21 protein-coding genes are annotated in these 16469 nt (G+C 56.6%); 4 read left to right on the top strand and 17 right to left on the bottom strand.

Going from position 1 to position 16469, the window contains the following annotated elements; translation table 11 throughout:
- Positions 1-76: 76 nt before the first annotated feature.
- From EnteroDNA1_RS10325 to mutY, 4 genes are all read right to left on the bottom strand, one after another.
- Positions 77-1333 carry a nucleoside permease gene (locus tag EnteroDNA1_RS10325; protein ID WP_029740744.1) on the bottom strand — a complete coding sequence of 419 codons (1257 nt, stop codon included), beginning with the start codon at positions 1331-1333 and terminating at the stop codon, positions 77-79.
- Between the two features lie 272 nt (positions 1334-1605).
- Positions 1606-2682: a membrane-bound lytic murein transglycosylase MltC gene (gene mltC, locus EnteroDNA1_RS10320; RefSeq protein ID WP_033146615.1), complete on the bottom strand. Its 1077-nt coding sequence runs from the start codon at positions 2680-2682 to the stop codon at positions 1606-1608.
- Between the two features lie 56 nt (positions 2683-2738).
- Positions 2739-3011, bottom strand: a complete 273-nt coding sequence (locus tag EnteroDNA1_RS10315) for an oxidative damage protection protein (RefSeq protein WP_023309138.1) — start codon at positions 3009-3011, stop codon at positions 2739-2741.
- Between the two features lie 26 nt (positions 3012-3037).
- Positions 3038-4090 carry an A/G-specific adenine glycosylase gene (mutY, locus tag EnteroDNA1_RS10310; protein WP_170864501.1) on the bottom strand — a complete coding sequence of 351 codons (1053 nt, stop codon included), beginning with the start codon at positions 4088-4090 and terminating at the stop codon, positions 3038-3040.
- Positions 4091-4234: 144 nt separating this feature from the next.
- On the opposite strand from mutY, the gene trmB reads away from it, so the two are divergent.
- Genes trmB through EnteroDNA1_RS10295 form a run of 3 tightly spaced genes read left to right on the top strand, consistent with a single transcriptional unit; the run spans position 4235 to position 6053 of the window.
- A complete protein-coding gene (gene trmB / locus EnteroDNA1_RS10305; RefSeq protein WP_033146613.1) occupies positions 4235-4954 on the top strand; it encodes a tRNA (guanosine(46)-N7)-methyltransferase TrmB in 720 nt (239 codons plus the stop codon).
- The gene (locus EnteroDNA1_RS10300) at positions 4954-5280 is read left to right on the top strand and encodes a YggL family protein (RefSeq protein WP_014885198.1); all 327 of its coding nucleotides are present in this window, start codon (positions 4954-4956) and stop codon (positions 5278-5280) included. The genes trmB and EnteroDNA1_RS10300 overlap by 1 nt, the downstream gene beginning before the upstream one ends.
- A gap of 56 nt (positions 5281-5336) precedes the next feature.
- On the top strand, positions 5337-6053 hold the full coding sequence (locus EnteroDNA1_RS10295) for a DUF2884 domain-containing protein (RefSeq protein WP_069303288.1): 717 nt from the start codon (positions 5337-5339) through the stop codon (positions 6051-6053).
- A gap of 60 nt (positions 6054-6113) precedes the next feature.
- On the opposite strand, the gene EnteroDNA1_RS21830 is transcribed toward EnteroDNA1_RS10295, so the two are convergent.
- From EnteroDNA1_RS21830 to EnteroDNA1_RS10265, 6 genes are all read right to left on the bottom strand, one after another.
- The gene (locus EnteroDNA1_RS21830) at positions 6114-6476 is read right to left on the bottom strand and encodes an endonuclease domain-containing protein (RefSeq protein WP_071891574.1); all 363 of its coding nucleotides are present in this window, start codon (positions 6474-6476) and stop codon (positions 6114-6116) included.
- 63 nt (positions 6477-6539) lie between these two features.
- Positions 6540-7682, bottom strand: a complete 1143-nt coding sequence (hemW, locus tag EnteroDNA1_RS10285) for a radical SAM family heme chaperone HemW (RefSeq protein WP_064673282.1) — start codon at positions 7680-7682, stop codon at positions 6540-6542.
- On the bottom strand, positions 7675-8268 hold the full coding sequence (locus EnteroDNA1_RS10280; RefSeq protein WP_064673281.1) for an XTP/dITP diphosphatase: 594 nt from the start codon (positions 8266-8268) through the stop codon (positions 7675-7677). Before EnteroDNA1_RS10280 ends, hemW begins: the two co-directional genes overlap by 8 nt.
- 3 nt (positions 8269-8271) lie before the next feature.
- Positions 8272-8568 (bottom strand): DUF167 family protein YggU, encoded by a 297-nt coding sequence (gene yggU, locus EnteroDNA1_RS10275; protein WP_023309131.1) that lies wholly within the window; start codon positions 8566-8568, stop codon positions 8272-8274.
- Positions 8565-9131 carry a YggT family protein gene (locus tag EnteroDNA1_RS10270; RefSeq protein WP_033146608.1) on the bottom strand — a complete coding sequence of 189 codons (567 nt, stop codon included), beginning with the start codon at positions 9129-9131 and terminating at the stop codon, positions 8565-8567. Before EnteroDNA1_RS10270 ends, yggU begins: the two co-directional genes overlap by 4 nt.
- A 21-nt stretch (positions 9132-9152) precedes the next feature.
- Positions 9153-9854, bottom strand: a complete 702-nt coding sequence (locus EnteroDNA1_RS10265) for a YggS family pyridoxal phosphate-dependent enzyme (protein WP_069303287.1) — start codon at positions 9852-9854, stop codon at positions 9153-9155.
- Positions 9855-9871: 17 nt separating this feature from the next.
- Here EnteroDNA1_RS10265 and EnteroDNA1_RS10260 point away from each other — a divergent pair, with 17 nt between their 5' ends.
- Positions 9872-10852 (top strand): type IV pilus twitching motility protein PilT, encoded by a 981-nt coding sequence (locus EnteroDNA1_RS10260; protein WP_069303286.1) that lies wholly within the window; start codon positions 9872-9874, stop codon positions 10850-10852.
- 10 nt (positions 10853-10862) lie between these two features.
- Here EnteroDNA1_RS10260 and ruvX read toward each other — a convergent pair whose 3' ends face one another.
- The 7 genes from ruvX to galP all read right to left on the bottom strand — a co-directional run bounded on the left by ruvX (position 10863) and on the right by galP (position 16432).
- Entirely contained in the window at positions 10863-11279 is a 417-nt protein-coding gene (gene ruvX / locus EnteroDNA1_RS10255; RefSeq protein ID WP_069303285.1) for a Holliday junction resolvase RuvX, read from the bottom strand.
- Positions 11279-11839 (bottom strand): YqgE/AlgH family protein, encoded by a 561-nt coding sequence (locus EnteroDNA1_RS10250; RefSeq protein WP_008499752.1) that lies wholly within the window; start codon positions 11837-11839, stop codon positions 11279-11281. Before EnteroDNA1_RS10250 ends, ruvX begins: the two co-directional genes overlap by 1 nt.
- 87 nt (positions 11840-11926) lie before the next feature.
- Entirely contained in the window at positions 11927-12874 is a 948-nt protein-coding gene (gshB, locus tag EnteroDNA1_RS10245; RefSeq protein ID WP_029739222.1) for a glutathione synthase, read from the bottom strand.
- A 19-nt stretch (positions 12875-12893) separates the two neighbouring features.
- Positions 12894-13625: a 16S rRNA (uracil(1498)-N(3))-methyltransferase gene (gene rsmE / locus EnteroDNA1_RS10240; RefSeq protein WP_058841908.1), complete on the bottom strand. Its 732-nt coding sequence runs from the start codon at positions 13623-13625 to the stop codon at positions 12894-12896.
- 51 nt (positions 13626-13676) lie between these two features.
- Positions 13677-14384, bottom strand: coding sequence for a deoxyribonuclease I (endA, locus tag EnteroDNA1_RS10235; RefSeq protein WP_063439816.1), 708 nt, complete (start codon positions 14382-14384; stop codon positions 13677-13679).
- A 94-nt stretch (positions 14385-14478) separates the two neighbouring features.
- Positions 14479-14976 (bottom strand): SprT family zinc-dependent metalloprotease, encoded by a 498-nt coding sequence (locus EnteroDNA1_RS10230; protein ID WP_045888327.1) that lies wholly within the window; start codon positions 14974-14976, stop codon positions 14479-14481.
- A gap of 58 nt (positions 14977-15034) precedes the next feature.
- Positions 15035-16432: a galactose/proton symporter gene (gene galP, locus EnteroDNA1_RS10225; protein ID WP_069303284.1), complete on the bottom strand. Its 1398-nt coding sequence runs from the start codon at positions 16430-16432 to the stop codon at positions 15035-15037.
- Positions 16433-16469: the final 37 nt, after the last annotated feature.

The following is a 16469-nucleotide window of genomic DNA, read 5'->3' as shown; positions in this document are numbered from 1 at the left end:
GGTGGCGGCTTCGCCTTACCCGGCCTACGGTCTGGTTTTGTAGGCCCGGTAAGCGCAGCGCCACCGGGCACAACAATCAATGCGCGATCGGCTGCGCACCGTGCGGCTCGCGCACGTGCTTGTACTTGAACAGCGCGATGAACGCGAAGAACAGCACCAGCGAGTACGCCGCGAAGATCAGCCACACAGGCTGCCAGTTGGTGATGCCGTTGGTGGTGTACATCTCAACCACTTTACCGCTTACCACGCCGCCCAGAATACAGCCGAAGCCGTTGGTCATCATCAGGAACATACCCTGCGCGCTGGCGCGGATTTCAGGCTTCACCTCTTTTTCCACAAACACCGAACCAGAGATGTTGAAGAAGTCGAAGGCGCAGCCGTAAACGATCATCGACAGCACCAGCAGCACGGTACCAAACGCGCTCGGGTCACCGTAGGCGAACAGGCCGAAGCGCAACATCCATGCCGCGATACTGATCAGCATGACGTTTTTGATGCCGTAGCGGCTCAGGAAGAACGGGATGGTCAGGATGAACAGCGTCTCAGAGATCTGAGAGATGGACATCATCACCGACGCATGTTCAACGATAAAGCTGCCGGAGAACAGCGGGTTGTTATCGAAGCTGTGCAGGAAGGTGTTGCCGAACATGTTGGTGATCTGCAGCTCCGCGCCCAGCAGCATGGAGAAGATAAAGAAGATCGCCATGCGTTTGTTTTTAAACAGCGCGAACGCGTCCAGGCCGAGCATGGTGCTCCAGCTCTGGTTTTTCTGCTGGTTAGAAACCGGAATGGTTGGCAGCGTCAGGGTGAAGATCGCCAGCACCACGGAGAGCGCCGCACCGATATAGAGCTGCATATGGCTCAGTTCGAAGCCTGCGAAGCTCACGCCCCACATCGCCATGATAAAGCCGATGGTGCCCCAGATACGGATTGGCGGGAAATCGGTCACGATATCCAAATCCGCGGATTTCAGGCGGTAGTAGGAGATGGTGTTGATCAGGCCAAGCGTTGGCATATAGGCCAGCGAGTTAAGCAGGATCACCATGAACATCGCCCCCGGCGTGGTCACCTGGGCTGCCATAAACAGCGTCCCCGCGCCCACCAGATGGCAAAGCATGTACAGCCATTTCGCACTCAACCATTTATCCGCCACGATGCCCAGCAGCGTTGGCATGAAGACAGCCGCAATACCGAGCGAGCTGTATACGGCACCGATTGACGCACCGTCGAACTTGAGCGTCACAAACATATAGGAGCCGAGTGTGGTCAGCCAGCTACCCCACAGGCAGAACTGCAGAAACGACAATATTTTAAGCTGCAGCTTAAGGTTCATGTTACTTTCCTCACAAGTGAGCGGGAGATATGTTGTTTTGGGAACATTCAGGGTTGTTATTTGATGCAATTCTATCAGTTGGCAACAATATGTTTTGTTACCTCCCGCAAAAAAATGCAATCCACATTAATTTGCAGTTTGGATTGTGATGCAAATAACATTTTCGTATGGGTGGGGTTGGATAGGTGCGGCCTGATGCCCTCATACTGACCCTCTCCCACAGGAAGAGGGGAAACAGAACACCTTCTCCCTGTGGGAAGAAGGTGTGCCGATCACCGGCGACGATAGTTCTTCTGCGCCGTATTCACCTTATACAGATAGCGACGGGATTCCGCAGACGGGTGACGAGTGGTGAGAGTGGAGTAGACATCCCCCGGCGCCATGCTGTTGATGATGTTCGCGGCCTGCACTTTGTCATTCGAGAAGACGCGCAGCACGCTGCCCGCGCCGCCGTTATAGGCGGTGATCACCGCATAGCGGCGCGACGTTGGGTTATCAATTCCGCCCAGGTACACATTGTTCAGCATCGCCAGATAGGCGGTGCCGGTATCAATGTTGCTCTGCGGATCGAACAGATAGCTGCGGCTCGGCGTGCCGGATTTCCCCTGCGCGCGGAAGACGTCTTTACCGGCGCTGTGCTGCACTACCTGCATCAGCCCCAGGGCGTCGGAACGGCTCACCGCGTATGGGTTAAACGAGGATTCGGTCTGCATAATCGCCAGAATCAGCGACTCATCCACGCCGTACTTGCGCGAGGCCTGACGCACCATCCCAATGTATTTATGCGCACGCTTGTCGAGGTGGTTCGGGACGAGGTTGATGGTGACGCTGTAGATAATCTTCAGACCGTTAGAGCGGCTTTTCAGGCGCGTCTGCAGCAGGTAGTCGGCAAATTTCGTGGCGCGACCTTCCCAGCGGATCGGCTGACCGGTCTGATCGACGACCTGGCCGTACAGGAACGGCTCTTTCGAGATAGTGATATCGTCGGCATCGGAGTAGAGATCGATAGAACCCGGATCGTCACCCATCAGCAGGGTTTTGACGATCGCCTGACGCAGTCGTGCCGCAGGGTCGGTGCCTGCGATGGTCTCAATCGTGATCGTACCCTCATCAAAGTTGATGTGGCTACGGGTCTGATAGGCGTCGGTGTACTTAACGTAGTCCTTAGGTCCGGCAATAAGAACTTCGTTAAATCCCCATATGTTCTCGATGTTGTGGGCAAACTGCCCCATCAAAATGTCAAAACCGTTGGTGTCCTTGATCCAGGCTTCGTTGTAATCTTCGCCTTTTTTTGACGAACACGAGACAAGCAACGGCGCAACAAGGGCTAGCGCTAAAAGTTTTTTCATCATTCCGGGAGTGCGTGTTGTGTTTGCTTTAACGGCGGGGTTTCCCCCGCACGCTGTTATTTTTCCGGTGGCGTATAGCCTTCGATGTGCACGTCTTTACCTTCGAACAGGAAGCTCACCATCTCCTGCTCCAGCAGCTTGCGGTGTTCCGGGTTCATCATGCTGAGTTTTTTCTCGTTGATCAGCATGGTCTGCTTTTTCTGCCACTGTCCCCAGGCTTCTTTGGAGATTTCATTGTAGATGCGTTTACCCAGGTCGCCCGGATAAAGCTGGAAATCCTGGCCTTCAGCGTCACGCTGCAGGAAAGTACAAAAAATCGTTCTGGCCATACTCATTCCTCTTTTTCTTGTCGATGCTAAACCATTGCACCGGCACGTAATTGCTGTAACAGGCGCTCCACGGGAGCCGCCAGTCCGACTGATGGCGGTTGCGCTAAGTTATACCAGAGAGCGGTGCCTTCATCCATGCACGAGGCAAATGACGACACGGGAAGCCACATGGGTACAATGTCCAGGTGGAAATGGCTGAACGTATGGCGAAACGCGGTCAGCTGCGTCAGGTTATCGGCAGCAATCCCGCGCTGTTTAAGCCATTCACGCAGCAAATCTTCATCTTCAAACTGTGGGAAGCAGTATAGACCACCCCACAGACCGCTCGGTGGACGCTGGGCGAGGAAGACCTCGTCGCCGTGCTGCATCAGCAGCATATAGCCGGTGCGCTCCGGCAGCGTCTGTTTGGGTTTCTTACCTGGATATTGCGCCCATGAATGGTTGGCATACGCCACGCAGAGATTATTCACCGGGCAGAGTTCGCATTTCGGTTTTGAGCGCGTGCAGACCAGCGCGCCGAGATCCATCATCGCCTGGTTGAAACGCTCGACGCCGTTGGCCGGGGTGACCGCTTCACTTATTTCCCAAAGGCGTTTTTCGACGTCCTTCTTCCCCGGCCAGCCGTCGACGGCATAGCAGCGTGCCAGCACGCGCTTCACGTTGCCGTCGAGGATCGGGAAATGCTTGCCTAAAGACAGGGAGAGAATGGCGCCTGCGGTTGAACGTCCGACGCCTGGAAGATCGGCCACCTCGTCGAAGGTTTCCGGGAATTTCCCATTGTGGCGCGTCGCGACCTGCTGTGCGGCCTTGTGAAGGTTACGCGCCCGGGCGTAATAGCCAAGACCGGTCCACAGGTGCAGGACCTCGTCCAGCGGGGCGTTGGCCAGATCGGTCACCGTCGGGAAGCGCGCCATAAAACGCTCGAAGTAAGGGATCACCGTGGCGACCTGCGTTTGTTGCAACATCACCTCGGAGAGCCATACTTTGTAAGGCGTTTTTTCAATTTGCCAGGGCAGGGTTTTACGCCCGTATTTGTCGTACCAGTCCAGCACCTGGGCTGAAAATTGAGAGGCTTGCATGGTCATCGATTCGCATAATCAGGGACGCAGATTGCAGCACAGCGTCAATCTGCTGTAAACCGGATCTTTCCCATGCTTGCATAGAAGCCTTAACTTTGGATAATGCCCGTTTCCCGAACATTCTCACAAGCAGACAACTCTTTTATGAAAAACGACGTCATTTCACCGGAATTTGATGAAAACGGTCGCCCGCTACGCCGTATTCGCAGCTTTGTCCGCCGTCAGGGCCGCCTGACAAAAGGGCAGCAACATGCGCTGGACAACTACTGGCCGGTGATGGGCGTTGAGTTCAGCGAGCAGCCTCTGGACTTTACCGAACTGTTCGGCCGCGAAGCACCCGTCACGCTGGAGATCGGGTTTGGTATGGGCACCTCGCTGGTGGCCATGGCGAAAGCGCGACCGGAGCAGAACTTCCTCGGTATCGAAGTCCACTCCCCGGGCGTGGGTGCATGCCTGGCAACGGCCCATGAAGAGGGCGTTGAGAACCTGCGCGTGATGTGTCACGACGCGGTGGAAGTGCTGCATAAAATGATTCCTGACAATTCTTTAACCATGGTTCAGCTCTTTTTCCCTGACCCGTGGCACAAAGCACGTCATAATAAACGCCGTATCGTTCAGGCGCCGTTTGCCGAGCTGGTGAAAAGTAAGCTGAAGCTGGGCGGTGTCTTCCATATGGCGACCGACTGGGAACCGTATGCGGAACATATGCTGGAAGTGATGTCGTCGCTGGACGGGTATAAAAACCAGTCTGAGAGTAACGACTATGTACCGCGTCCGGAATCGCGTCCGGTAACGAAATTTGAACAGCGTGGCCATCGTCTTGGTCACGGTGTATGGGACTTAATGTTCGAGAGGGTGAAATAATGGCAAAGAATCGTAGCCGTCGTCTGCGTAAAAAGATGCACATCGAAGAATTCCAGGAAGTGGGCTTCTCCGTTGCGTGGCGTTTCCCGGAAGGCACCAGTGTAGAACAGATCGATCAGGACGTGGATGCGTTCATCAATGACGTGATTGAGCCAAACAAGCTGGCCTTCGACGGTAGCGGCTACCTGGCCTGGGAAGGTCTGATCTGCACCCAGGAAGTGGGTAAATGCACTGAAGAACATCAGGCCCTGGTACGTAAATGGCTTGAAGACCACAAGCTCGAAGATGTCCGCGTCAGCGAACTTTTCGACGTTTGGTGGGACTAATAAAGCAGTAAGGGGCCAGCATTAGCTGGCCCATTTTGTCTGAGGGAGTGTTTAAGATGCGCAAAACGTTGCTGGCTGTTGCTTTGATGGCAACCGGATTCACCGCCCATGCGGATTATCAATGTAGCGTCACCCCGCGTGATGACGTGGTGTTAAGCCCGCAAACCGTGCAGGTCAAAGGCGAGAACGGCAATCTGGTGATTACGCCGCAGGGGAACGTCACCTTTAACGGCAAGCAGTACAACCTGACTGCCGCACAGCGTGAGCAGGCGAAAGACTATCAGGCCGATTTGCGTACCGCGCTGCCATGGGTTAATGAAGGCGCGCTGACCCGCGTTGAGAAAAGCCGCGTCGCGCTGGATAAGATCATCACCAAAGAGGTGGGTGAGAGCAGCAATATGCGCACCCGCCTGACGAAGCTGGACAAGCAGCTTAAAGAGCAGATGAACCGCATTATCGAGACGCGCTCCGACGGCCTGACGTTCCACTACAAGGCGATCGATCAGGTCCGTGCTGACGGGCAGCAGCTGGTGAACCAGGCGATGGGCGGCATCCTGCAGGACAGCATCAACGAGATGGGCGCCAAAGCCGTGCTGAAGGGCGGCGGTAATCCGCTGCAGGGCGTGCTGGGCAGCCTGGGCGGCTTGCAGACCTCCATTCAGAACGAGTGGAAGAACCAGGAAGATGATTTCCAGCAGTTCGGCAAAGACGTGTGTAAACGCGTGGTGTCGCTGGAAGATAGCCGGAAGGCGCTGGTGGGGACGCTTAAGTAATTTCCCCTCACCCTAACCCTCTCCCCAAAGGGGCGAGGGATGGTTTGCTCCCTCTCCCTTTCAGGGAGAGGGCCGGGGTGAGGGTCGCAGCATTTGCAGTGTTTCAAGGATCTTTTCTAACACCGCCTCTTCGTTATTCCAGAGTTCGTTGTTCCAGAATCGAATGACATGCCAGCCTTTCTCGTTAAGCCAGCACGTTCTTTGAAGATCGTATTCCTGCTTTTCATCATGTTGCCCACCATCCAGCTCAACAGCCAGATGAGCCGCGCAGCAGGCGAAATCCAGAATGTAGTGATCTACAGGATGTTGTCGACGAAATTTATAATTTTCGAAACGGCGGCTGCGCAGTAGATACCAAAGCCGTCTTTCTTCTTTTGTCAGCTCACGTCTGAGCTGTTTTGCATAAGAACGAGTAATTTTCATCCCCACACTCTGCCAGCCTTTCCCTCAGCCGGCAGAGCGGGATGCAAAATCCTGAATCAGCCTTCAGGATTCTTCGGCGAGGAACAGCTCAAGAAGGGAATTTAAGAACAGCTTGCCGTGCTCGGTGATCTGCCAGTATTCCTCACATTCCGTGAGATACCCCTGCGCCAGCGCCTCGTCAATCTGCGGGCGGATCACCGATTCCGGCAGCCCGGTGTAACGCGTAAATTCCGCGCGCGGCGCGGCTTCCAGCAGACGGAAGCGGTTCATAAAGAACTCAAACGGTTTATCCGCTGCCTCGACGTCGTGCTGACGCTCCAGGTAGCGGCCTTCCATATACCCGCGCGGGTGGCGGGTTTTAGCGGTGCGCAGAATGCGCCCGTCCGGGAAGGTCACCTTGCCGTGCGCGCCGCAGCCAATTCCCAGGTAGTCGCCAAAGCGCCAGTAGTTCAGGTTGTGCTGGCACTGGTAGCCCGGCTTCGCGTACGCGGACGTTTCATACTGCTGATAACCCGCAGCGGTTAGCAGCCTGTGACCCTGCTCGAAGATATCCCACAGCGCGTCGTCGTCCGGCAGCACCGGCGGGCGGGAACCGAACAGCGTATTCGGCTCGATGGTGAGCTGATACCACGACAGGTGTGGCGGGTTCAGTTCGATCGCCTGGCGCAGGTCGTTCAGCGCCTCTTCCAGCGACTGATCCGGCAGGCCGTGCATCAAATCCAGGTTAAAGCTGCGAAGGTTAAGCCCCGTTGCCAGGTGTGCCGCGCGCTTTGCCTCTTCCGGGCCGTGAATGCGCCCCAGACGTTTCAGCTTCGGCTCGCTAAAGCTCTGCACGCCGATGGAGATGCGGTTCACGCCCGCGCGCTGATAGTCGACAAAACGGTCGGCCTCAACGGTGCCGGGGTTGGCTTCCATCGTAATTTCAGCATCTGCCGCCAGGTTCAGGCGCGCACGCACGCCGTCCAGCAGCGTCTGCATTGCCGGGCCGGACAGCAGGCTCGGCGTACCGCCACCAATGAAAATGGTCTTAACTTCACGTCCCTGTGCGTAAGCGACATCGGCGTCCAGGTCGGCCAGCAGATGCGCAACGTAGTCATCGTGCGGCACTTCGCCCTTCAGCGCGTGCGAGTTGAAATCGCAGTACGGACATTTCTGCACGCACCACGGGATGTGAATATACAGACTCAGAGGCGGCAAATTAGCCATTACGCAGTGCTTCCAGTAACAGTTTCAGCGCGCGTCCACGGTGGGAAATCGCGCTTTTCTCTTCGCGGGTCAGTTCCGCAGCGGTTTTGCCCTCGGTCGGGACAAAGAAAATCGGGTCGTAGCCAAAGCCACCGTTGCCAGCCGCTTCACGGGTAATCACGCCCGGCCAGCTGCCGTGGCAGACAATCGGCGTCGGGTCTTCCGCGTGGCGCATATAGACCAGCACGCAGTGGAACTGCGCGGTGCGCTGTTCGTCCGGTACGTCTTTCAGGGCGACAAGCAGCTTTTCCAGATTCTGCTGGTCGGTGGCGTCAACGCCGGAATAGCGCGCAGAGTAAATCCCCGGCGCACCGCCGAGAAAATCCACGGCCAGGCCGGAGTCGTCGGCAATCGCGGGCAGGCCGGTAATCTGCGCGGCGTGGCGCGCTTTAATGATCGCGTTTTCGATAAACGTCAGCCCCGTCTCTTCGGCGGACTCCACGCCAAGAGCGGTCTGGGCGACCACGTCCAGCCCAAAATCATTTAATAGCGAGGCCAGCTCGCGCACTTTACCGGCGTTGCCGGTCGCGAGAACAACTTTCTGCATGGTTTAGTCCTGTTCTTTCAGAGCCGCGACTTCCGTCGGGATAGATTGCGGATTAAGGATTTTTACCTGTTTATGTCGCCCAAGTTCACCTTTTTCAATGATGACCTGGCTTTTGGCGACGCGAAACTGTTTTGCCAGATATTTGGTCAGATGCGCGTTCGCCTGGCCGTCAACCGGTGGGGCGGTGATGGCGACCTTTAACTCGTCGCCATGCAGCCCGACAATACCGTCACGGCTGGCTTTCGGCTGAATATACAGCCGCAAAACCAGCCCGTCAGCGCAGGTGCTTACGGCACTCATAGCGCCATCCACAGCCCCGGCAGCAGCATATCGCCCGTGGACTGTAACAGCTCAGCGATCCCCATATTAACCACGTAAAGCAGCAGAACCAGGATCATCGGCGAGAAATCAATACCGCCCATCGAAGGCAGCAGGCTGCGAATCGGGCGCAGCAGCGGTTCGGCCAGTTGGATCAGCGCATACTCCACCGGGCTACGCCCCTGGCTCACCCAGCTCATGATGGCCATGACCAGCAGCACCCAGAAAATCAGCAGGCCGATGGTTTTGATTAAAATCAGGACCGCAGCAATCCAGATAATCGGCTGGAAGGTGATGACCATAAACAGCACGATCGCTTTGATAACGCTCAGAATAAACGCCACCAGCAGAGACGAACTGTCGATGGGACCCATCGCCGGGATAATGCGGCGCAGCGGTCCGACAACAGGTTGCGTGATTTTCACGACAAACTGCGAGAACGGATTGTAAAAATCACAGCGGGCCCACTGCATCCAGACGCGCAGCAAAAGCGCCATCGTATACAGCTCAAGCACTGTTGAGAGCAGGAAAGTCAACGTCTTCATGGCGTTCCTCAGGTTTCCTTATTATTTTGAGTAGTCGCGCGCACCGAAAATTGCCGTGCCGATGCGCACCATAGTGCTGCCTGCCGCGATGGCGGCTTCCATATCATCCGACATGCCCAGTGAAAGCGTGTCTACCGTGTTATAGCGCGCTTTAAGCGCCTCAAATGCTACAGCCATTTGCTGTGCCACGGCAAACTGCCTTTCATAACTTGACTCAGGCGCAGGAATTGCCATCAGCCCGCGCAGGGTTAAGCGCGGCAGTTCGGCCACCTCGGCGGCCAGCGCGCCCAGCTCGCTCAGCGCAATGCCGGACTTGCTGTTTTCGTCGCTGATGTTGACCTGAATAAGCACGTTGAGTGCCGGCATTTCTGCCGGACGCTGGTCATTCAGACGGGTAGCAATACGCAGGCGGTCGATGGTGTGGCACCAGTCGAAGTGCTCTGCCACCAGACGGCTTTTGTTCGACTGCAGGGGGCCAATAAAGTGCCACTGCAGATCCGTATTTCCCTGTTCCTGGAAGTAGCGAATTTTATCCACGCCTTCCTGCACGTAGTTTTCACCAAACGCCCGCTGGCCTGCATCAATAGCTTCTGCGATGGCGCTCGCAGGCTTGGTTTTGCTGACTGCAAGCAGCGTAATTTCTTCTGAAGCACGGCCGCAACGCGCTGCGGCGGCTGAGATTTTGTCCCGGACCAGTGCCAGGTTATGCGCAATGTCGTTCATTTTCCGAGGAGTAGTCTATGGATGTGGAAGAAATTGTGGCCCTTAGTGTAAAGCATAACGTCTCCGATCTACACCTGTGCAGTGATTCGCCACCGCGCTGGCGCAGATTAGGTCGGCTTGAACCCGCTCCCTTTCCGCCTCCCGATGTCGGAGCGTTATTAAAAGCATGGCTCAACGATGAGCAGCAGGGGATATGGTGGGCAAAGGGGCAGGTGGATTTTGCCGCGACGGTAACGGGAGGCCAGCGGCTGCGCGGCAGTGCCTTTAAGCAGATGAGTGGTGTCTCTTTGACGCTGCGGCTGTTGCCGCGTAGCTGCCCACAGCTCTCTTCGCTGGGCGCGCCGCGGGCTATCCCGGAACTGTTGTCCAATGACGCCGGGCTGATTCTGGTCACGGGGGCGACCGGCAGCGGCAAATCCACTACGCTGGCGGCGATGGTCGATTTTCTCAATCACCATGCTGACGGCCATATCCTCACGCTTGAAGATCCGGTGGAGTTTATCTACCAGAGCGAACGTTGCCTGATCCAGCAGCGTGAGATAGGCCAGCACAGCCCGTCATTTGCCGAAGCGCTGCGCAGCGCCTTACGCCAGGATCCGGACGTTATTCTGCTGGGGGAGCTGCGCGACAGCGAAACGATCCGCCTGGCGCTGACGGCGGCGGAAACCGGCCATCTGGTGCTGGCGACGCTGCATACGCGCGGGGCATCGCAGGCGATTGAACGACTGGTCGATACGTTCCCGGCGCAGGAGAAAGATCCGGTGCGTAGCCAGCTGGCCGGCAGCCTGCGGGCGGTGCTGGCGCAGAGGCTGCTTCCCGATCTACAGGGCGGGCGCGTCGCGTTGTATGAACTGCTGGTGAACACTGCGGCGGCGGCGAATTTGATTCGTGAAGGGAAAACGTGGCAACTGCCCGGCATCATCCAGACCGGTCAGCAGGCAGGAATGCAGAACTTTGACCAGAGCCTGGCGGAGAGACGGGCGCAGGGGCGGCTGTAGGCCCCTGTGTTTAAAAGCCCTGGTCGAAATAGCTTTCGAGGATGATTACTGCTGAAGCGGAGTCCACGCTGCCTTTGTTGAGCGCCCGGAAGCCGCCGTGCTCAAACAGGCCCGCGCGCGCTTCGACGGTGCTAAGACGCTCGTCGTGAAGCTTCACGGAGACGCCAAAGCGGCCATGGATTTTATTGGCGAACTTACGCGCCCGGGCGGTAAGCGGCTGTTCTGTGCCGTCCATGTTCAGCGGGAGCCCAACAATCACGTCATCCGGCTGCCACTCTTTGAGCATACGCTCGATAAGATTCCAGTCTGGCGTGCCGTCGTTGGCCTTCAGGGCCGTAAGCGGACGCGCGGTACCGGTGATGCGCTGACCCACGGCGACGCCAATGCTTTTAGTACCAAAATCGAAGGCCAGAAGCGTTCCGCTCATCAGGCGTGCCCCGCTACGCCAGGCATGGTCAGGATATCAATGCCAATCAGCTTTGCCGCGTCACGCCAGCGATCGGCGATCGGGGTTTTAAACAGGATATTCATGTCCGCAGGCGCGGTAAGCCAGGCGTTATCGAGGATCTCTTGCTCAAGCTGGCCTTTCTCCCACGACGAATAGCCCAGCGCCACCAGCACTTCAGAAGGCTGCTCAGCGGTGCCCAGCGTTTCAAGCACGTCGCGCGAGGTCGTGATAACGGTGTTATCCGAAATTCGAATACTGGAAGAGAATACCGGCGGCGTATGCAGGATAAAGCCGCGATCTTCTGCAAGAGGTCCACCCAGCATCACGGGTTTATCAAGCCGGATTTCCGGCAGTCGCGCTTCAGCCGGTATTTTCAGCTTGTCCAGAATTCCTTCAACCTGAAGATTTTCCAGTGGTTTATTGATGATAATACCCATCGCGCCGTCTTCATTGTATTCACAAATATAAACCACGGCGCGGCGAAAAATCGGGTCCTGGAGAGCAGGCATGGCAATAAGAAAGTGATGCTGTAAATTCATTGTCAGAGGTACTGTTTCCTGGTTTAAAAAGCGACAGCGCCCAGTATGGGGACAAACACAGGCGCTGTCACTAATAGTATTGTTAGGTTATTTCTGTAAACGTTTTTCGATAGCGTCCATCAGCATTCCGGTGATCGAAATCGGGAATTCCGCTTCAATTTCACGAATGCAGGTCGGGCTGGTGACGTTCACTTCGGTCAGACGATCGCCGATGATATCCAGGCCAACGAAGATCAGGCCTTTGGCTTTCAGCGTCGGGCCAACGCGGCGGGCAATTTCCCAGTCGCTTTCGGTCAGCGGGCGCGGCTCACCGCGACCGCCGGCTGCCAGGTTCCCACGAGTTTCGCCACCCTGCGGGATACGCGCCAGGCAGTAAGGAACCGGTTCGCCATCCACCACCAGAACGCGCTTATCGCCGTCTTTGATCGCCGGAATATAGTTCTGTGCCATGCAGTAGCGCGTACCCAGCTCGGTCAGCGTTTCGGCAATCACGCCAATGTTCGGGTCGCTCTCTTTCACGCGGAAAATCGACGCGCCGCCCATGCCGTCCAGCGGCTTCATGATGATATCGCCGTGCTTCTGCCAGAATTCTTTCAGCTGCGCTTTGCTGCGGGTCACGAGGGTTTCCGGCGTCAGGTCAGAGAACCAGGCGGTGTAGAGCTTCTCGTTGCAGTCGCGCAGGCTCTGCGGCTTGTTGACGATCAGCGTGCCTTTCTCTTCTGCACGCTCAAGGATGTAGGTGCTGTAGATGTATTCGGTGTCGAACGGCGGATCTTTACGCATCAGGATGACGTTGAGATCGGCCAGGGCAATATCCTGCTCGGTGCCGAACTCGTACCATTTGTCGTAGTTCTGCTCGACGTTAACGATGCGGGTGCGCGCGCGGGCTTCACCGTTGATCAGGTAAAGATCGTTCATCTCCATATAGTGGAGTTCATAGCCGCGACGCTGCGCTTCCAGCAGCATGGCGAAGCTGGAATCTTTCTTGATGTTAATGTTTGCGATGGGGTCCATCACGATGCCGAGCTTGATCATGTTCTTCTCCGTTAATGCTTCAACCCAGATCGCCAAACCGTACCTGTAGCGCGGTAATGGCCGTGAGTGCCGTTGTCTCAGTGCGCAGAACGCGAGGTCCCAACAGAATATCAGTAAACTGGTAACGTGCCGTCATCGCAATTTCATCCGCCGACAGGCCGCCTTCGGGGCCAATCAGCAGGCGTACGCGCTCAACGGGCAGAGGCAGCGTATTGATGCTGGCGCTGGCGCGCGGATGAAGATTGAGCTTCAGCCCGCTCTCCTCTTCTGCACACCAGTCCTCCAGATCCATCGCTGGGCGGATCTCCGGAATACGGTTGCGGCCACTCTGTTCGCAAGCCGCAATGGCAATTTTCTGCCACTGCTGGATCTTTTTGTTCAGACGTTCCGCATCCAGTTTAACGCCACAGCGTTCAGAAAAAAGTGGCGTAATGAGGCTTACACCCAGTTCAATGGATTTCTGAATGGTGAACTCCATTTTCTCGCCGCGCGACATCACCTGGCCCAGATGGATGTGCAGCGGTGATTCCCGGTCATCCACTTCGCCACGCAGGACGTTAACGTGTACGTTTTTTTTATCAGACCGCGTGATTTCCGCGTCGAAAACCTGGTTCGAGCCGTCGAACAGCTGTATTGCCTGACCTGCGCCCATGCGCAGCACGCGGCCAACGTGGTTGGCGGCGTCATCAGACAGGGCGATTTCGCGGCCTGCGGTAATCAGTTCAGGATGGTAAATGCGGGGAATGCGCATAGTCAGAAATTCCATGTGTCATGCGATATAAGCGAATTGCCGTAGTGTAGGTTAGCTCTTTTGCGCCTGGCAAGCCCGCTGGACGTAAGGGTTGTGATTCCCCTGGACTCTGGCGATGCGTTCGTCGCGCTGGCATTCCCACTCCGTCACCGGGTACTGCTTGTCCCAGGCGTTGAACAGCTGCGTCTGCTGGCGGGAGAGGTTGAGTTCGTAACGGTCACGCATATAGAAGTAGGTGCGGGCAATGCTGCCGCGCGCGCGGGCAGGGGGCTCGGCGACTTTCTCTTTAAAATCAACCTTCATACCGCACTGGCCGTACTGGCCTTCGCCACCGTTCCACTGGCTGTACATGAAATTACCGCGGTCACCGTTCACTTCACCTACGGCAGGCTGCAGGTTATGCATATCGCTTTCCATCTGGCGATAAACCGGATCTTTGGCGCAGTTTTTACGTCCGCCATCCTGCCAGCACTGGCGCTGGTGGCCAAACTGCCAGGCCGGAACGACATGTTCCCATTCAATGCGGCTGGCGCGGTTTTCGTTTTTACGCACCTTATAGCCGCAGGACTCAAGGTCAACGACCCCTTTTTTACCCTGCCAGTTAATTTTACAGCCGCAGTAGAAATCGCCCGGCACATCGGCGTTTACCTTTACGCCTGCTGCCTTAGCCTGGGAAAAACTGTTGATACCGTCGGCCAGAGCATGGCCTGAGAGCGCCGTCGTCAGAAAGGCGACCGCGAGAGAAAAATTACGGGACATCTTACACTCCGTGTCAAAACGAGCCCGCAACGTAACGAATGTTGTTCCCGTATGCAATCAGTCAGATCAGGAAAGTTCCTGAAAGTTCAGATGATTATTCCGCAACCAGCGGCTCGCCGCATTTGACGCAGCGGTAGGTCGCCTCGCCGCGCACCACGCGATTATGGCGGCGGACGGTAAGCTGGTGCTGCTGACACTGGCAGCGGTAGGGGAAGGTATTGCGGCGCACCGATTCCAGCTCGAACTGATGGGTACGGCGTGCCGGAACGCCGAGCACCGCTTCCATCATCCACTTCCACTCCTTGCCGTGGGGCGCGACGCGTCCGAAGTGTTTCCACACCAGCAGATGCGCCAGCTCGTGCGGTACCACTTCCTCGATAAACGCCTGCTGGTTTTCCATCATCAGCACCGGGTTAAGGCGGATCTCATAGGGCTCGAGCCAGGCGGTACCCGCCGCGGTGCCGCGCTGCTGATATACGATCTTAGGTTCAGGGTAATTACGGCCGAGCTTCAGGTTCGCCTGGGCGAGTTTTTCCCGCAGGCAGCGCATAACGGCTTGCTGAAGGGCGATGGGGAGACGGGGTGCTTTCATAGGGGCAGAGCATAAAGCGCGAAGCGGGGAGGCGCAAGAGGCGCCTCCCGCATGAGGATTAGTCGTGGGCGCCGATTTCGCGCAGCGGACGACCTTTCATCAGGTTACGTTCAATATGTTCTAGAGAAACGTGTTTGGTTTCTGGAACCAGCCAGATAGTCAGCACAATAAAGAAGATGTTCAGACCAGCGTAGACCCAGAAGGTGTTCGCGTTGCCCAGGGTATTGAGCATGGTCAGGAACGTTGCGCCGACGATCATGTTGGCAATCCAGTTGGTTGCGGTAGAGCAGGTGATACCAAAATCACGCCCTTTCAGCGGCTGGATCTCAGAGCACAGCACCCAAATCAGCGGGCCGGCGCTCATCGCAAACCCGACGATAAACATCAGCAGCATGCCGACCGCAAAGTACTGGGCGGTTGATGAGTGAATGCCCACATGCATCATGGTACCGAGGACACCCATACCGGCCGCCATCACCAGGAAGCCCAGCGTCAGGGTTGGCTTACGTCCCCAGCGGTCCACCAGGCCGATGGCGATAAAGGTCGCCAGCACGTTGGTCAGACCCACGATGACGGTTCCCCACATCTGTTCGGTGGTGTTGGTATAGCCCGCCAGCTCAAAGATTTTTGGCGCGTAATACATGATGACGTTCATCCCGGTGAACTGCTGCATGACCTGAAGCAGGACGCCGAGGAACACCGCGCGGCGGAAGTTGCTGTTCTCTTTAAACAGCGCCCAGCCGGACTGTTTGACCTTCAGGCTTTCGCGGATCTCTTCCAGCTCGTTTTTCGCTTCGGCGCTGGTGTCGCGCAGGCGCATCAGTACGCGTTCGGCATCGTGGAATCGGCGTTTGGCGGCGAACCAGCGCGGGCTGTCCGGCAGGAAGAAGACGCCAATCAGCAGCAGAATGGCCGGGATGATGATCACGCCGAGCATCCAGCGCCATGCGCCGCTGTAGCTAAACGCGGTATCGGAAAGGTACGCGCCCAAAATACCGATGGTGATCATGAGCTGGTACATCGAAATCATACTGCCGCGGATTTTCTCCGGCGCGATTTCAGACAGGTAAAGCGGGGCGGTATAGGACGCCACGCCCACGGCCAGGCCGAGCAGCACGCGGGAAACCAGCAGAACCTCAACGTTAGGCGCAGCGGCAGAGAAGAGTGAACCGGCAACGAACAGGATCGCGCCGATCATCAGGCTCTTTTTACGCCCGAGCTTGAAGGAGAGCCAGCCGCTGCCGACGGCACCCACTGCGGCGCCAAACATCATGGAGCTGACCACCCACTCCTGGGTGTGAGCGCTGATCTGGAACTCGTCAGTGATGAAAGGTAATGCACCGGCAATCACGCCGATATCCAGGCCAAAAAGTAATCCTGCCAGGGCGGCGAGGAAACAGACGAAGAATGTCATCGCCTTGTTGGACGTACGCCCCTGATTTTTATTGTCAGGCATTATGCCCTCCAGTTGGGTTATCAGTTTTATTGATGTA

It is taken from the genome of Enterobacter sp. HK169 (assembly GCF_001719105.1).
GTDB classification, from domain to species: domain Bacteria; phylum Pseudomonadota; class Gammaproteobacteria; order Enterobacterales; family Enterobacteriaceae; genus Enterobacter; species Enterobacter asburiae_B.
This window is presented reverse-complemented; position numbering and strand designations above follow the sequence as displayed.

Excerpts from the sequence above, each read along its gene's own strand:
- EnteroDNA1_RS10325 (WP_029740744.1), bottom strand. The coding sequence starts at position 1,333 with ATGAACCTTAAGCTGCAGCTTAAAATATTGTCGTTTCTGCAGTTCTGC.
- mltC (WP_033146615.1), bottom strand. The coding sequence starts at position 2,682 with ATGAAAAAACTTTTAGCGCTAGCCCTTGTTGCGCCGTTGCTTGTCTCG.
- EnteroDNA1_RS10315 (WP_023309138.1), bottom strand. The coding sequence starts at position 3,011 with ATGGCCAGAACGATTTTTTGTACTTTCCTGCAGCGTGACGCTGAAGGC.
- mutY (WP_170864501.1), bottom strand. The coding sequence starts at position 4,090 with ATGCAAGCCTCTCAATTTTCAGCCCAGGTGCTGGACTGGTACGACAAA.
- trmB (WP_033146613.1), top strand. The coding sequence starts at position 4,235 with ATGAAAAACGACGTCATTTCACCGGAATTTGATGAAAACGGTCGCCCG.
- EnteroDNA1_RS10300 (WP_014885198.1), top strand. The coding sequence starts at position 4,954 with ATGGCAAAGAATCGTAGCCGTCGTCTGCGTAAAAAGATGCACATCGAA.
- EnteroDNA1_RS10295 (WP_069303288.1), top strand. The coding sequence starts at position 5,337 with ATGCGCAAAACGTTGCTGGCTGTTGCTTTGATGGCAACCGGATTCACC.
- EnteroDNA1_RS21830 (WP_071891574.1), bottom strand. The coding sequence starts at position 6,476 with ATGAAAATTACTCGTTCTTATGCAAAACAGCTCAGACGTGAGCTGACA.
- hemW (WP_064673282.1), bottom strand. The coding sequence starts at position 7,682 with ATGGCTAATTTGCCGCCTCTGAGTCTGTATATTCACATCCCGTGGTGC.
- EnteroDNA1_RS10280 (WP_064673281.1), bottom strand. The coding sequence starts at position 8,268 with ATGCAGAAAGTTGTTCTCGCGACCGGCAACGCCGGTAAAGTGCGCGAG.
- yggU (WP_023309131.1), bottom strand. The coding sequence starts at position 8,568 with ATGAGTGCCGTAAGCACCTGCGCTGACGGGCTGGTTTTGCGGCTGTAT.
- EnteroDNA1_RS10270 (WP_033146608.1), bottom strand. The coding sequence starts at position 9,131 with ATGAAGACGTTGACTTTCCTGCTCTCAACAGTGCTTGAGCTGTATACG.
- EnteroDNA1_RS10265 (WP_069303287.1), bottom strand. The coding sequence starts at position 9,854 with ATGAACGACATTGCGCATAACCTGGCACTGGTCCGGGACAAAATCTCA.
- EnteroDNA1_RS10260 (WP_069303286.1), top strand. The coding sequence starts at position 9,872 with ATGGATGTGGAAGAAATTGTGGCCCTTAGTGTAAAGCATAACGTCTCC.
- ruvX (WP_069303285.1), bottom strand. The coding sequence starts at position 11,279 with ATGAGCGGAACGCTTCTGGCCTTCGATTTTGGTACTAAAAGCATTGGC.
- EnteroDNA1_RS10250 (WP_008499752.1), bottom strand. The coding sequence starts at position 11,839 with ATGAATTTACAGCATCACTTTCTTATTGCCATGCCTGCTCTCCAGGAC.
- gshB (WP_029739222.1), bottom strand. The coding sequence starts at position 12,874 with ATGATCAAGCTCGGCATCGTGATGGACCCCATCGCAAACATTAACATC.
- rsmE (WP_058841908.1), bottom strand. The coding sequence starts at position 13,625 with ATGCGCATTCCCCGCATTTACCATCCTGAACTGATTACCGCAGGCCGC.
- endA (WP_063439816.1), bottom strand. The coding sequence starts at position 14,384 with ATGTCCCGTAATTTTTCTCTCGCGGTCGCCTTTCTGACGACGGCGCTC.
- EnteroDNA1_RS10230 (WP_045888327.1), bottom strand. The coding sequence starts at position 14,976 with ATGAAAGCACCCCGTCTCCCCATCGCCCTTCAGCAAGCCGTTATGCGC.
- galP (WP_069303284.1), bottom strand. The coding sequence starts at position 16,432 with ATGCCTGACAATAAAAATCAGGGGCGTACGTCCAACAAGGCGATGACA.